10 protein-coding genes are annotated in these 16081 nt (G+C 52.7%); 4 read left to right on the top strand and 6 right to left on the bottom strand.

Annotation, left to right across the window (positions count from 1 at the left end; genetic code table 11):
• Positions 1-150: 150 nt before the first annotated feature.
• The 4 genes from C7W93_RS01410 to C7W93_RS01400 all read right to left on the bottom strand — a co-directional run bounded on the left by C7W93_RS01410 (position 151) and on the right by C7W93_RS01400 (position 7418).
• Complete coding sequence (locus C7W93_RS01410; RefSeq protein WP_108438415.1) at positions 151-3654, bottom strand: pyruvate carboxylase; 3504 nt, start codon at positions 3652-3654, stop codon at positions 151-153.
• Positions 3655-3671: 17 nt separating this feature from the next.
• Positions 3672-3890 carry a hypothetical protein gene (locus tag C7W93_RS24375; RefSeq protein WP_146177499.1) on the bottom strand — a complete coding sequence of 73 codons (219 nt, stop codon included), beginning with the start codon at positions 3888-3890 and terminating at the stop codon, positions 3672-3674.
• A 348-nt stretch (positions 3891-4238) separates the two neighbouring features.
• Positions 4239-5969, bottom strand: coding sequence for a lytic polysaccharide monooxygenase (locus C7W93_RS01405; RefSeq protein WP_161539849.1), 1731 nt, complete (start codon positions 5967-5969; stop codon positions 4239-4241).
• Positions 5970-6359: 390 nt separating this feature from the next.
• Positions 6360-7418 carry an AraC family transcriptional regulator gene (locus C7W93_RS01400; protein WP_370446380.1) on the bottom strand — a complete coding sequence of 353 codons (1059 nt, stop codon included), beginning with the start codon at positions 7416-7418 and terminating at the stop codon, positions 6360-6362.
• A 207-nt stretch (positions 7419-7625) separates the two neighbouring features.
• On the opposite strand from C7W93_RS01400, the gene C7W93_RS01395 reads away from it, so the two are divergent.
• From C7W93_RS01395 to C7W93_RS24370, 3 genes are all read left to right on the top strand, one after another.
• The gene (locus C7W93_RS01395) at positions 7626-8786 is read left to right on the top strand and encodes an acyl-CoA dehydrogenase family protein (RefSeq protein WP_108438412.1); all 1161 of its coding nucleotides are present in this window, start codon (positions 7626-7628) and stop codon (positions 8784-8786) included.
• A complete protein-coding gene (locus tag C7W93_RS01390) occupies positions 8783-9568 on the top strand; it encodes an enoyl-CoA hydratase (RefSeq protein WP_108438411.1) in 786 nt (261 codons plus the stop codon). Before C7W93_RS01395 ends, C7W93_RS01390 begins: the two co-directional genes overlap by 4 nt.
• 596 nt (positions 9569-10164) lie before the next feature.
• The gene (locus C7W93_RS24370) at positions 10165-10455 is read left to right on the top strand and encodes a hypothetical protein (RefSeq protein WP_146177498.1); all 291 of its coding nucleotides are present in this window, start codon (positions 10165-10167) and stop codon (positions 10453-10455) included.
• 306 nt (positions 10456-10761) lie between these two features.
• On the opposite strand, the gene C7W93_RS01385 is transcribed toward C7W93_RS24370, so the two are convergent.
• Both C7W93_RS01385 and C7W93_RS01380 read right to left on the bottom strand, forming a co-directional pair.
• Complete coding sequence (locus tag C7W93_RS01385) at positions 10762-12066, bottom strand: DUF6602 domain-containing protein (RefSeq protein ID WP_108438410.1); 1305 nt, start codon at positions 12064-12066, stop codon at positions 10762-10764.
• Positions 12067-12130: 64 nt separating this feature from the next.
• Complete coding sequence (locus C7W93_RS01380; protein ID WP_108438409.1) at positions 12131-14281, bottom strand: nuclease-related domain-containing protein; 2151 nt, start codon at positions 14279-14281, stop codon at positions 12131-12133.
• A gap of 368 nt (positions 14282-14649) precedes the next feature.
• On the opposite strand from C7W93_RS01380, the gene C7W93_RS01375 reads away from it, so the two are divergent.
• Positions 14650-16080, top strand: coding sequence for an IS1182 family transposase (locus C7W93_RS01375; protein ID WP_108438408.1), 1431 nt, complete (start codon positions 14650-14652; stop codon positions 16078-16080).
• Position 16081 lies beyond the last annotated feature (1 nt).

Here is a 16081-nt window from a genome sequence, read left to right as displayed (position 1 = left end):
AATCGGGATAGGGCTATAAGAAAAAATGATAGCCCACTATTGATAAGGTAAAAAAAACCGTAGCAGCGAAGATTACGCTGTTACGGTTTCTTTAATGAGCGCTACGACAACACAAACCCGCCAAGTAAGGGGGATTTATCGCAATTCACATCAATCGGCAAACTCAATCAGCAAGTCCTTCGCGCTGATGACGGTGCCCGGTTTGACATGCGTATGGCCGACCGTGCCATTGCGCTCGGCGCGGATCATGGTTTCCATTTTCATGGCTTCAATTGAGACCAGCGGATCGCCTTTTTCCACTTTTTGTCCTGCCTTCACCGCCACCGTCACCACCATGCCCGGCATCGGCGCACCGACATGCTTCGGATTGCCTTCTTCGGCACGCACATGGGTCGCGGTCTTGACTGCACCGGCACGGTCGATACGGATCAGGCGCGGCTGACCGTTCAGTTCAAAGAACAGCTTGGTCTGACCATCATCGGTCGCTTCGGTCTGCCCTTGCAGACGTACGACTAGCGTTTTGCCCTGATCGATATCAATCGAAGTTTCTTGTCCGTCTTGCATCCCGTAGAAAAACACCGGAGTCGACAGCACGCTGACGTTGCCGTAATGACGGCGATGCTCTGCGTACTCTTTAAAGACTTTCGGATACATCAGATACGACGACAGTTCTTGCTCGGTGATGCTGCGCTCAACGGCTTTTTCAGCTTCAGCGCGAACTAACACCAAATCGACTGGCGGCAAATGTGCGCCGGGACGCCCAACCATCGGCTGGCCGCCTTTGAGTATTTTCTGCTCTAGCGGCTTCGGAAAACCATCCGCCGGAAAGCCCAACTCGCCCTTGAATAAGGAAATCACAGAATCCGGAAAAGCGACTTCTTTATCTGGATTACTCACATCCGCCGGGGTCAGATCGTTGGCGACCATGAACAACGCCATATCGCCCACTACCTTGGACGTCGGCGTCACTTTCACAATGTCACCGAACAGCTGATTCACGTCCGAATAGGCTTGCGAAACCTCGGTCCAGCGGTGCGCCAATCCCATCGCCCGCGCCTGTTCGCGCAAGTTGGTGTATTGACCACCCGGCATTTCATGACGATACACATCTGAGGTGCCGGACCGAATATCCGCCTCAAACGGCGCATACGCACGCCGCACGCCTTCCCAGTATTGTGAAATGCCAAACATCGCGGTCGAGTCGAGTTGCGGATCGCGTTCAGTGCCGCGCAAGGCTGCTGCAATCGCGCCCAGATTCGGCTGAGAAGTCAGGCCGCTCATCGCATCCATCGCGCCATCCACCGCATCGCAACCGGCTTCGATAGCCGCCAGCACACTGGCGGCGCTGATGCCGCTAGTGTCATGCGTGTGGAAATGAATCGGCAGGCCGACTTCTTCTTTTAACGTTTTCACTAGCAACCGTGCTGCCTGCGGTTTGCAAATCCCGGCCATGTCCTTGATCGCCAGAATATTGACCCCGGCACGCTCTAAATCCTTAGCCATCGTGACGTAATACTTCAGGTCGTATTTGACCCGTTTGGCATCCAGCAAATCGCCGCTGTAACAGATCGCGCCTTCACATAACGCGCCGGATTCGCGCACCGCGTCAATCGCCACGCGCATGTTCTCAACCCAATTCAGCGAGTCAAATACACGGAACAAATCGATACCACCCTTTGCTGCCTGTTCGACAAAATGTTTCACCACATTGTCGGCATAGTTGGTATAGCCAACCGCGTTAGAGCCGCGCAACAACATCTGAAACAGAATATTTGGCACGCGCTCACGCAATTGCGTCAGACGTTCCCACGGATCTTCTTTCAGAAAGCGCATTGCCACGTCAAATGTCGCACCGCCCCAACATTCCATCGAAAATAAATTCGGCAACGTCCGCGCATATGCAGGCGCAATCGCTAGCATGTCAGCGGTCCGCATGCGAGTAGCAAACAACGATTGATGCGCATCGCGCATGGAGGTGTCGGTCAGCAAGACTTGCGGCTGCTCTTTCATCCATTGGGCAAACTTGTCCGGGCCGAGGGCGATCAATTTGTCACGGCTGCCGGGCGCAATAGGCGCGAGTCTGTCGGTCTTGGGAATCAGCGGCGTCGGCACAATGCCCACCGGCTGCACGCGTCCCTTCATTTCCGGATTACCGTTAACCGCTACCTCACCGATGAAACGCAAGATACGCGTCGCACGATCACGTCGTTTGGCAAACTGGAATAGCGCAGGCGTCGTATCGATAAAGCGCGTAATACATTCGCCGGATTTGAATTGCGGATGATTGATGACGTTCTCAAGAAACAGCAGATTCGTCGACACGCCACGGATGCGGAATTCGCGCAGCGCACGATCCATTCGCGCAATTGCTTCTTCTGAACTAGGCGCATGCGCCGTCACTTTTACCAGCAGCGAATCGTAATACGGCGTAATCACCGCGCCCGAATAAGCAGTGCCGCCATCCAGACGAATACCGAAACCGGACGCGCTGCGATACGCGGTCAAACGACCATAATCGGGCGTGAAATTGTTTTCGGGATCTTCTGTCGTGACGCGGCATTGCAGCGCATGACCGTTCAGGCGGATATCCGCTTGCGCCGGGACGCCAGCAGAATGCTCGGCACTGGCGCTGGTATCACCAATCACCGCGCCTTGCGTAATACGGATTTGCGCCTTGACGATATCGATGCCGGTCACTTGTTCGGTGACGGTGTGTTCTACCTGAATCCGTGGGTTAACTTCAATGAAATAGAACTTGCCGGTATCGGCATCCATCAAAAATTCGACCGTTCCGGCATGGGTATAGTTGACCGCACGACCCAGACGCAATGCAGATTCACAGAGATCGGCGCGGGTCGCCGCATCCAGATACGGCGCGGGCGCGCGTTCCACGACCTTTTGATTGCGCCGTTGAACCGAGCAATCGCGCTCAAACAAATGCACCAGATTGCCGTGCTTATCGCCCAGAATCTGGACTTCAACGTGACGCGCACGCCGCACCAGTTTCTCCAGATACATTTCATCGTTGCCAAAAGCAGCCAGCGCCTCGCGCCGCGCCATTTCTAGCTGCCCCGGCAATTCCTCTGCGCTTTCGATCACGCGCATCCCGCGACCGCCGCCACCCCAGCTGGCTTTCAGCATCAACGGATAGCCGACTTCCGCCGCCATTTTGTGCGCCACGTCAATATCATGCGGCAACGCAGCCGTGGCTGGCATCACCGGCACACCGGCCGCCACAGCCGCATTACGGGCCGCAACTTTATTACCCAGCGTGCGCATCACGGTTGGCGACGGGCCGATAAAGGCGATGCCATTTTTAGCGCAAGCCTCGGCAAATTCAGGATTCTCGGACAAGAAGCCATAGCCCGGATGAATCGCATCGACTTTCGCTTCTTTAGCAATACGAATGATGTCGTCAATATCCAGATAGGCCGCAATCGGTTTTTTACCCTCGCCGACCAGATAGCTCTCGTCCGCCTTAAAACGGTGCAAGGCAAAACGATCTTCTGCGGCATAAATCGCCACCGTCCGAATACCGAGTTCGGCGGCGGCGCGCATTACGCGGATGCAGATTTCAGAGCGGTTAGCGACAAGAAGTTTACGGATAGGCGTTGAAACTGGCTTTTGGGAAGAGGTCGGAAGTGTATGGGTCATCGTGTTTGAAAAGGTAATTAAAAACCAATAAAACCTACGGTGTAGGCATCTTCCATCAAGTGGCCACACATAAAAGGAGAGATAACCCACTGCCCTGAGTTGCTAATTCGCACATAAAGCGCTATCAGTACAGCCACGCCGCTATAAAGCATGAACAATCTTGGCAGACCGGGGCCTTGCCATGCATGTTTGACGCCATATTGGTATTGGGGGGCGACTTCGACAACTTTACGCAACAAATTAACCTCAAGACGCTAGCGCTAAGAGCTACCCTGGCCGACTCGGCAAAGACTTTAATCTGTTCTGTATCCAGCATATAGAAATTTCTTAACCTAGACTATGCCGAAATTGTGCATTTAGCCTACAAAAATTTGCAACACAGCGTTGTTAATTTGCAATTAATTGTATAAATGATTCTGCACTTTCCTTGATCCACCTGCTAGCTACTCTGTGTCATCCGGCCAGCCATCGCACTTTTCCCGTCCATTACGCAAAAAGGGCAATGCACAATCGCATTACCCTTTTCGTACTTCCATCACACCATTCAGCGCATCGTCCTTTTGATGCGCTGAATGGTGAGACTTTTATTTACAAGCGCCGTTATCTTTCCAAGGATCGCCAGTCCATCCAGCGGAACCCGGGACGTGATGCGGCTCAACAAACCACTTCGACGTATAACTACGGCCATTTTTCTGCACTTCAGTACCGCCTTTATAGGACTTTTTGGTCCACTCCGGAACGCCTGCGCAAGCACCGACAACTTCAACGGGTGGCTGAATGACGCCCTTCTTTTCCACAACGATATTCTGCTGTGCAGTTGCTGAACGACCACCATGCGGGCTGGATACGTCAACAGTCGCCTGGTAATTACCCGGCATTAAAGTCGACAAAGGCAATTGCTGCTGCGAACCTTGCAAGATTTCAGCACCGTTCGGGTTGCGTACTTTCCAGCTATAGGTCGGTGCACTTCCACCAGAACCGCTAAAGTTAGCTTGCGCTTTCAGGCTAGAAACTTGCCCTTCCACGATCGAAGCTGCGCCAGAGATTTTTACACCGACCGCTGTCGCTGTCACTTTCATCGTTGACCGATGTTGCTGGCCGTCTTTGTTAGTGACCGTCAGCTCATACGTACTGACGCCAGTTTGATTTTTGCCAACGACCGCTTCTGCAACCGCGTTGTCAGCATTGCGCAATGAAAATGGACCGCTCAATTTATTCCATTGGTACGTTGCTGCATGCAAGCTCTTGCTGCCGTCAAGCTTGTAAGCAAAGCCGGAACTAGTCGTTGCAACGACGAAGATATCCTTACCGACAACGGCTTGTGCCGGCACTTCGCCCGGTACTTCTACGACGTTATTTGCTTTGACATCTAGCGCGTAGCTGAAACCGATCTTTTTGGCGTAGACCTGATAATTGGTTTTGCCCGAAGAAAGCGTGACATTGCCGCCTTGCAGAGAACCGATTTGGGCTGCAAAGTTCTTTGCATTAAACGCTGCTGCAATTTCATACAACCATTCTGCAGCGCTCATATCGCGGCTAAGCGACATAGACACTTCACCTGCAACCGTACCAGCACGTGCATTATCGAAAAGACGGAATTTGACTGTCGCGCCTTTTTTCAAATCTTCGGTCGCGCGAATACCCGTACCAACCGTGTTCCATGATTCAACACTCTCGCCCTGAATATCCACATCGCTGCATGAAATGAAGTTTTCATTAGTGCCATGACGTGCTTTCGACACAGGCCACATCAGTGCGATAACGTGTGGACCGCGTTGCCCCGATGGCAGACGTACTTTCTCCGTCCATTTTCCGCCGGGAGGATTTGTCACATTGGTGAATGTCTTGATTTCTTCCATATCCGACCATGCCAAAGGCTTGGTCAAGTCGGTACCATTTTTGGTAATGTAATACGTCATGAAATCGGTCGTGTGATGCGCGGTAAACAAATAGGTCAATGAAATTTCACCAGCACTATCAGGTTTAATCGCCGTTTTCGCCCATTTTGACGCAGGCAAATTCAGACTGTTATATTGCCCATTTGCACCACAAATTTTTCCATCAGGCAGTGAATTTTTGTAATCCTCATAATCTTCGCCCATATACAGAATGCCATTAGGGGTGTACATCGCTTCATTCTCACCATAGGACCGAATCGCATTGCAACCCTCTGAACTAGAGCCGGTATTACACATTTTGGAACGCACCGGAGGATCAAGTATATAGCCGTGCGCCAGCGCACCCTGGACTACAAATAATGCACTGCATGCAAGTAAAGATGAAAAGTTGAAGCGTTTTTTTGCAGGATATTTCATTACGTAAATTTCCACCTTGAAAAAGGGATGAGAAAACATTCATCAATTTTTATGCGATTTCGTCGACGCTCTCTAGCAGCAGTCATGCACACAAGTTGGCCTATGAACCAGCGCAAAAAATGGCAAGCATCGCTACGATGTCTGACGTGTGCAATCAATGTGGAAGAGCGCGTTGAAGCGATAAGAACTGAAGTCGAGCGTCCATTATCTTAAGGACGAAGACGGAAGAAAATGAGATAAGCACGGAGATCGATGCAGACGATTCTCTTTCTTCGCCGCAAAGCCTGCGCGCAGCTATCAACGCGAAAGTTGCAAAGAAAAAGAGTGCAGTCGCAACAGAGTTGTCCAATATACCCAGACAACGCTAATGACAATAAAGGGAGAGATTTCTCAGGGCGCTTTGACCGCGTCCATGCGTTGCCGATATTCGCCGGGAGATGCGCCAGTCCACTTCTTAAAAGCGCGATGAAACGCGCTAGGCTCGGCGAAGCCCAAATCCACGGCTATTTCCATGACGCTTTTTGAGGAATGGCAAAGATACTCAATCGCCATATCGCGCCGTAACTGGTCTTTAATCGACTGAAAAGACTGACCTTCTTGCTCAAGACGACGACGCAACGTCGATTGCGTCATATTCAAACCGGTGGCAAAGGCCTCAAAATCCGACCATTCGGTACGCGCCGTTGCACGTAATCTGCGCCTGATTTTGACTGAAAAACTGGCCGTATTTTTATATTTCAACACGATATTGGCAGGTGCAATCCGCAGAAACTCCGTCGCGGTCTGCGCGTTTTGAATCACTGGCAGCGCAAGATAGGCGGTATCGAACGTCAGCGAAGTCGCACTCTCGTCAAAGTGTAATTGCATGGCATACATGGCGCGATATTCAGCGCTATAAATAGGCTCTGGATAAGCAAAACTGGCCGATAGAACCGGAATGCGCCGTCCCACCAGCCAACAGGCCAGACCATGCTGCATCATCAGCAAGGTTTCATGACCGAAGATGCGCGGTTTCTGCGCCCGCGCCCGTTCCTCAATCACAATCCGGCTAGTTCGCCCGTCGGTCACCAGCGTGCTGTGATAATCATCCAGAAGCAAATTAAAAAAACGCAGCATGCACACCAAGGCGCTTTTCAACGTCGGGCAATGAATCAGCGTGCGGCACATCATCGCAAAACTGCCCACCTTCATGCGCCGTTCGTCCTGCCCAAACAGTTCATCATCCAGACAGCGTGCCACCGCCAGCCATAAAGCGCTGTAATGGCTGGCCGAAACCCGCGCCTGAGACGATTGCAGCAACGCCGGTGCAATCCCCGCCTCCATCAATATTGCAGCGGTATCCAGCCCACGGTCTTGCACCGAGCGCAGCGCTGACTGGACGAAATAGATAGAGATGCTGCCTTTTTCCATACCGGGCTTTAGGGCTACGCAAAGGCGTAATAGTGACAATTCGACAAATTCTAGTCGTAAGTGGCAAATTCTTCCAGCTAAATTGGGGCAATGCGGCATAGCCGCCAGCGTTCAGTTTCACTATTCTTACTTTAACGGTGCAAACTGCGCTAACGCAGTACTTTTGCCGCGCTCAATCGTGATGGACCATGATGGATCATGATTCAGCGCGCATCCGGCCTACTTTTACAAAATACAGGAGACGCCATGAATTTTGACTTATCGGAAGACCAACTCGCATTTCAACAAACCGCCCGCGATTTTGCGGCTGGGGAAATGGCCCCCCATGCCGCCCACTGGGACGAAGAAGGTATTTTCCCCCTGGACGTCATCAAGAAAGCCAGTGCGCTGGGATTTTGCAGCATGTACACCGCCGAAGATATCGGCGGCATGGGTTTATCCCGGCTGGACGCGACGATTGTATTTGAGGCATTAGCCAGCGCTTGTCCGTCGACCACCGCTTATCTGACTATCCACAATATGGTTTGCTGGATGCTGACCACCTGGGCCAGCCCTAACGTACGTGCACATTGGGGACCATTGTTGGCTAGCGGCGAAAAACTAGGGTCGTATTGCCTGACAGAACCGGGTTCAGGCTCGGACGCAGCATCCCTCAAAACCCGTGCCGAGTTAATTGACGGTCAATATCGTCTTAACGGATCAAAAGCTTTTATTTCTGGCGCAGGCGCGACCGATATGCTGATCGTGATGGCGCGCACCGGTGGCGAAGGCGCGGATGGCATTTCAGCGTTTGCGGTCCCAGCCGATACCGCTGGCATAACCTATGGTCGCAAAGAACAAAAAATGGGCTGGAATAGCCAGCCTACGCGCACGATCAGCTTTGATAACGTGCTGATTCCTGCCGAAAATTTGCTAGGCGCAGAAGGCGAAGGTTTCAAGATGGCCATGCGCGGACTGGATGGCGGCCGTATCAATATCGCGACTTGCTCTATCGGGGCGGCGCAGGCGGCATTAGACGCGGCGCAATTCTATTTGGGCGAGAGACGTCAATTTGGCCGCAAGCTGGCGGACTTTCAGGCATTGCAATTTAAGTTGGCTGATATGGCTACGGAGTTGGTCGCCGCCCGGCAAATGGTACGTCTGGCAGCGGTTAAGCTGGATAACAAGGCTTCTAACGCGTCAGTATATTGCGCGATGGCAAAACGCTTTGCGACAGATGTGGGCTTTAATGTCTGTAACGAAGCGCTGCAAATTCATGGTGGAAATGGGTATATCCGCGAATATCCGCTGGAACGATATCTGCGTGATGTGCGCGTGCATCAAATTTTGGAAGGCACGAATGAAATCATGCGTGTGATTATCGCGCGTCATTTGTTAAAAGCATCTACTACGGAAGAAATACGATGACCGGTACTTATACGAATTTGCAGCTGGAAATCATTGGGCACAGTGCGGTGGTGACGATTGCTAATCCGCCAGCGAATACCTGGACGTACGAGGGATTAGTGTCGTTGAAACAGTTGGTCAGTGATTTAAATGCAGACCGCACTATCTATAGTTTAATCGTCACTGGCGAGGGCCAAAAGTTCTTTTCGGCGGGGGCAGATGTGAATGCTTTTGCCGATGGCGACAAGTTCAGAGCGCAGGCGATGGCAGTGAGTTTCGGTGAGGCGTTTGAGGCTTTGTCGCAATTTCGTGGTGTGTCGATTGCGGCGATTAACGGTTATGCGATGGGTGGCGGGTTGGAATGTGCTCTGGCGTGCGATATCAGGATCGCTGAGGAGCAGGCGCAGATGGCGTTGCCCGAGGCGTCGATTGGCTTGTTGCCATGTGCTGGCGGCACGCAAAATTTGCCTTGGCTGGTAAGCGAAGGATGGGCTAAGCGAATGATTTTGTGTGGCGAGCGCGTGAATGCGGAGACTGCTTTGCGGATTGGATTGGTTGAGGAGGTTGTGCCCAAGGGGCAGGCGAAAACGGCTGCATTGGCGCTGGCGCAGAAGGTGGAAAAGCAGAGTCCGTCTAGTGTGACGGCCAGTAAGAAATTGATTCAGGGTGCGCGAAGTAATCCGTTGGCGCAGTGGCTGCCCGCAGAGCGGGAGATGTTTTTAGCATTATTTGATACTGCGGATCAGAAGGAAGGCGTGAATGCGTTTTTGGAGAAGCGTCCGGCAGAGTGGAAGAATGCTTAATTTGTAAAGTGGGATATCGGAAGCGATCCGACGCTGTCATCGTCATCGCTAAAATGCTGCTGATATTTCCGGAATTTTTGTTTATGTGGTGTTTAGTGCGGGCGCTTGTTTTGGTCCGCGTCTATTGTCTATTACTTGTTGGGGGGAGATGGGCCATCTTCGTTAATCCAGGCGGTGTGTTTGATGGCGTATTCGCCGAGTAATCGGGCTGAGCTTAGAGCGAATGTTTGGAGCGGTTCGACGTGTTCGGCGCAGAATTCCGCGGTGTCCTTGATGGTGAGGTCGTTTGCGGTGGAGTCGGCTTTTTCGATGACTTCAAGGCAGCTGGTAATGCCCTCACCTCACAAATGTTTGTTCTTAGTTCTGCAAACTCATGCAGGAAGTAGCGTTTTGAATAGTTTATGACAGGTCCCAATTACGGGATTTTTTCAGCTGGTGACTGAGGGAATTTTGGAGATAAGTTACGTGGATTGGTATCTGGCATAGTTCATCCTTTAATTATCTGTAGTAATCGTAATTTTATCTGACAGGACATGTCAGCTCGGGCAGGCGCAGCAGGTCAGCAGCACCGGTTCAGATAAGTCGATGCGGATTGAGTGACTATTCGCATTAAAGTAGCCGCTCATTCGCACTTCAAAGTCACCACCAACTGGCATCTCAAAATAGCCACTACCGATATGATGAAATGTCCGCTTTCCTCAAACCAGACGATCATCCAAATTTCTTTAATGTCTGCAAAGCAGCGGATGCAGCCGTTGGCTATCAATGAGGCGGTCATTGTCCCCTACTGTATTCGGCTTCCTTTGATAGGATTTTGGGAGGCCGCTCAACTGCGCATTACAGCCATTCGCCAATTAAGAAGACAACTACCCACAAATGCTTTTTGAACGGCTGGTTTCCGCCCCCTGTAAGACCGCAGCTGACCCGGAACGGCCATTAGACCGAACAATCAAGGTGACCGCTTTGCAATGCCTGTCAGTCGTTCCGGCTGACTTTACTTACGATCTCGTCTCCAATGGGGGCCTTGAGCTGGTTGACCAGCCACATTGCCAACGAAAAGTATTTGGGGTGCTGCGGATCTAGCCAGCGACGATCACGGCCAGACGTCGTCCGAGCATGTCAACGATCGTAGTTCGATTCGCCAAATTCATACAACGACCCAAGGCACGATTCTCCTCTGGCAAAGTGGTGCGCTAGCCGACGTCGATGAGGTTCATGTAATGTGGCTTGAATCCTTGTCCATCACACCAAGCCCTCAGCCGTGCAGCGTCCATGTCCACGTAGCCAGTGCCATCATCAAACGATGCAATTAGTGCTTGGCCTGTTACCTTTTGCAGAGTGTTCTCTCGCTTGCAGAAGGTGCTGGTGCCAACAAGTTCTGCAACGACATCATCCAACGCGACGCAATGCTCGCGTTGAATGTAGTTGTCAAGAGATTGTTCAAGCTCCAGACGGCCGCCCTTAAAAAAAACGAACTCCGCCAAGGCAATTGCCCCGGCGCTAAGTTTAACTGGCTCCCAAACCGTGACGGCGGCCCGCCGTAGCTTTTTCTCGGAGTAGGAAAAAGACCGCAATTCGAACCCTACTCGCTCATCCTTACAAGCACCTCGAGCCAACAACAGCTCCTTGATGTTCTCGTGATCCATGTCAAGCCCGAAAGGCATGCATACCTCACAAAACACCGAAATTTTGGTCCAGAGGAACTCGAGGAGGATTCGGGCGACATTGTGCCTGGCAGATGCCAGCAGTACCCATGTATCCTTCGGCCCACTGACAAGGTAAGGACGACCAGTGCACTTCACCAAACTAAAGGTGCCGGCGGTAATCAACGAGGGGAGTAGATCGGGCGATGTATCGCTGTCATTTCCAAGGTTAGACTCGACGATGTCCACCATAGCTTCTCGAAGCCCATGCTCGGTGCCGTAACCATCGAACCCAAGAAGCACAGTTACTGGGGCGTAGAGATGCCTAGCGAGCGTTGCGAACAGCAGCCTGTCCGGAGCGGGCAAGGCGTCAAGTGCAGCGTCGGTACGAGGTCCGGCACGCCCAGTAAGCTTCGCGTACGACTCTCGAGCCAAGTGGAAGTCAAACTCTTCCCCCGCCTCAATTCGAGCCGAGAAGCGTTGGCTAAAAAGTCGCTGGACCGCAGCCAGATGCTGGATTCCATCAATGAGATCCGACTTATTAAGCGTCTTCTTCACTTCCAGCACGCACAGCACCTGCTCAATGGGATATATGTACTGGTCGGTCAAACCATAGCGTTGGCCTTCTCCTCTGACCAACATGCCATCTATCTGGTTGGGAATGCCTTCGATGAAGCCGGATACGACTCGCAGGTCCAAGTTGGGAGGCAGAACGAACTCATTTTCGATGCCTGCATTGGCGATTGCCTCATATGCACTCCCAAGTGTGGGCATGTGTGGCATGTTGATTAGCTCAACATTCTTTCGTTCGGCGGCAATGAAGGATGTCAGGAGCTCGGAGGCGTTCTTAATCATACAGGGATTGTTAGAGATAGGTTATTAGAGTTCTAGAGCAGGTTGCCCGGACAAGCGCGCCGGACTAGTTCAAGCAGCACTTCTTGTATTTAAGCCCACTGCCGCAGTGGCACGGGTCGTTCCGGCCGAGTTTCTGGCGGCTGACTTCTCGCAAATAGTGGGGAAAAGCATCCCGCACTTTAGACATCGGCTTCATGTCGGCTGTGAGTCGCTCCATTTCTTCAGAGGCTTCCCACGGGAAGTCCAATGTGACGCCGAACTGGACTTGCCCAGCCGGGCTCACAGAGACACCAAACCACTGCGCCGCACGTTGCCAGTATTTGCGTTTCGCACAGTGTGTCTCCAACACTGCAATCGCTTCGGGGGATGGCGTTGGATTGCAATGGAAGCTGACCCCGCAAGGTTGTGTGCTCGATGCGAGCGTGACGTCGCGTCGCTTACCGTCGAGCTGTGCTTGTCGGGTGATGGACTCGAGTATGCGATGGACGTTCCTGCACGTATCTTCGTCCATTGAAAGCAAGTGAAATCCGAGTTCGAGAGTTGCCGGGTTTGCACTGCTTTCAATCTCTTTGATGAGACTCTCGTAGCGAGTTCCGCGCATCTTCGTGAGGATTCCCACCGGTGTATCGTCGCCAAGCTGGTTATCCCTGCGGACCATCATCGCTGTATCCATATCTTGAGCGACGGAGTCCTCGAGCATGACACAGTCGTACTTCTCATCCAGCCAGAGGTTCTGTTTCAGGTGGTAGCCAAGCACGGTCAGCTCGTGCCCGCTCATCAGTTTGTCCGAGACAGCTACGCGCAACTTCACGTAGCCTAACAGTCGCAACGGCGTCGTCAGCATCTCCGTCAACGTGTCGAGAAGGAACACGTCCATTACGAACGGAGGTCGGATGACATCGGTAGTCTGGAACTTCAGCGACTGGTTTGCCTGAAAGGCCAACGCTGGATAGTGTTCCGACACAAGACTGAACAGAAAGACATCTTTGATGCTCGGTGGAAGCTCGACTTCTTTCTCATTGTCGTCAATCAGCCGACATCCGCCGGCAAGCATCTCGTTCGCGCATGTCCAGCCTTGGTCGTACGCGTCTTGGATTGCAGCAGCAAAGTCAGCCTTCAGCTGGTTATCGTTCCCTTTGCGTGCGGCGATGGTCAGTTTCTTCGCCTTCGCCTGCACAATAATGAGCCGGTCTCCGTAGATGACCAAAACATCCACCTCACCCACAATGTCTTTGCCGCGATGCAGGTTCACATTCGTATGGACATGCTCACGGCCAAAGACACCGGCCAACCGGCGCGCAGCGAACTGCTCGGTGAAGGCACCGCGATGCTTGGCGGCTGTCGGGCGGTAGGGCTTGTCGTCCCACATCCAAAAGAACGGAGACTCGTATAGGGCCTCGTATATGGCGTAGTGCGAGAAAAGGAGCACGGTCCCCCGGTCGGTAGTTAGCAATGGCCGAGCGGCAACCTCATTGAAATCGCCCACCTCCTTGAACCCCGAGTTGTCCCCCGCGAAGAGGAATGCGCGGAAGAAGGCTTCGACCACCTCCTTCGCAACACCGCTATGAAAAGCCACCTCATCCAGCGAGAACTCAAATGCGGGCAACCAAGTGGCGGGAGGAACGTTGGCAGTCCGGGCGTCCGTGAGGAGTCGCGTTCCCTTCTCCTCCATCAAGGCGCACATTGTCTTTGCGAAGATTCGCGCCTGGCCGGACGTGAAGCCTTTGGTCTTAAGCATCCAACCGTCATCGGCCCCGTACTTTTCGGGCACAAGGTCTCTATACTGGAAGGCGTAGGCTGACTCGGTGCCATAGAAGATGGGCTCTCGCATCCCCGGTCCGCGCCACGGGTCAGGTGGCTCGGTGCCCGCCTTCACCGCCTCGAACATGGCAGCGAACATCGGGAAGGACATCGCTTCGTGCAACTCTCCCATAAGGGAATCAGTGCGCTTGACGTAGCCCTCGACCGCTTCACACGGCTGCGGAGATAAGTCCAACGGTTTTTTCACCATCAAGCCTATCAGCGTCGTCAATTCCGTCCGAATCAGCCGCTCTCTACTGAACAGCCGTTCCATGTCGGACGGCTTCAGCTTGCCCTTGATGTGAATGACGTTGTCGCGATTACAGATGTACGCGATCGCGTGAGCGTATCCAGGCGATGCGGCTAGCATCGCTAGGTCCTCAAGAATTTGGGACTCTTCCCGCGGTTGCTCCATGGCTTCCCCTTTTAAGTTCGCAAGCCTCGTTTGCGAGGCCCTTTTCGCGCTGATTTCCCTCTTCGCTTCAAAAGGTCAAATGCGAGGACCATCGGAGTGACCAACGATTGACTTTCAGCGCGTCGGCACGGTCCATTGAACGACAGGCCCCTATTCAAACTGTCGTTGAACAGCCGAGCATCCACCGGCAGCCATCAGCCTGAAAGCGGTCGTTCCAGCCTCCCCCTGATCGTCTGCTACTGGCCCAGAGTGTGTGAAAACACGACGTTCCTTGGGCATTATATTTTCACCATTTTTCGGCCATCTGTGTAAACTAAGTTATTCCCGAAACGTTATTTAGCTATCTCATCAAACGGCGGGGTAGCTAGATGAAGCGCTTTATCCAAGGAGAGCATCGCACGCAAGGCACGTTGCTCCCCGAGCATTTGGATGACTACATCAGCGAACACAATCCAGTGCGCGTTGTCGATGTGTTCGTTGACGAACTGGACCTGGGCAAGCTTGGATTTGGTGGCGTCGTTCCAGCGGAAACTGGTCGACCTTCGTATCATCCCGCAATGCTCTTGAAGATTTACATCTACGGCTATCTCAACCGGATCCAATCCAGTCGGCGTCTTGAGCGGGAAGCGCAACGCAACGTTGAACTGATGTGGCTGACCGGTCGATTGGCACCCGACTTCAAGACCATTGCCGACTTTTGTAAAGACAATGGCAAGGCGATTCGCAATGCGTCTCGCGAGTTTGTGATGCTATGCAAGAAGCTTGACCTGTTCTCCGAGGCGCTCGTCACCATTGACGGTAGTAAGTTCAAGGCAGTCAACAACCGCGACCGGAACTTTACCAAAGAGAAAATGCAACGGCGGATGAAAGAGATTGAAAACAGCATCAATCAATATCTCACGGCCCTCGACACCGCCGATCGTCAAGAACCCGAAGTAGCCCAATTGAGAACGGTACGCTTGCAAGACAAGATTGCCGCCCTCAAGAAACAAATGCAGGCACTCAAGGAAATCGAGGTCCAGCTCAAGGATGCGCCAGATGGACAGATTTCCCTGACCGACCCCGACTCCCGTTCCATGAAGACGCGCGGAACCGGGATGGTCGGCTACAACGTCCAGACGGCAGTCGATGCGAAACACCACATCATTGTCGAGCATGAGGTCACCAACGTAGGATCAGATCGGGAGCAGCTGTCCTCCATGGCCGAACAAGCACGCACTGCCATTGGGACCGAGAAGCTGACTGCCATTGCAGACCGGGGCTATTTCAAAAGCGAAGAAATTCTGGCGTGCGACAAAGCCGGCATCACCGTCATTGTTGCCAAGTCCAACACCTCCGGCGGCACTGCAAACGGGCGATTCGGCAAGGACGATTTCATTTACGACGCGCAGAACGATGAGTATCGCTGTCCAGCGGGTCAACGCCTGATTAGGCACACGACCACCACCGTGCGTGGATTGACCTTCCATCGTTACTGGTATTCAGACTGCAAAAATTGCGCCATCAAGGACAAATGCACGCCAGGCAAAGAGCGACGCGTTACGCGTTGGGAGGACGAGGCCGTACTCGAAGCCATGCAATCGCGCCTGGATCACTTTCCGGATGCGATGCGAATTCGACGCCAAACCGTTGAACACCCGTTCGGGACGATCAAGTTGTGGATGGGATCGGCGCACTTCTTGACGAAGACTTTGAAACGGGTCAAAACCGAGATGAGTCTGCATGTACTCGCCTACAATTTGAAACGTGTGATGCGGATCTTGGGTATCGGTCGATTAATGCGAGAGATGCGGGCCTGAA

This window comes from Glaciimonas sp. PCH181 (genome assembly GCF_003056055.1).
Lineage (GTDB): Bacteria > Pseudomonadota > Gammaproteobacteria > Burkholderiales > Burkholderiaceae_D > Glaciimonas.
The sequence above is the reverse complement of the archived record's forward strand: the minus strand, read 5'-3'. Positions and strand labels throughout refer to the sequence as shown.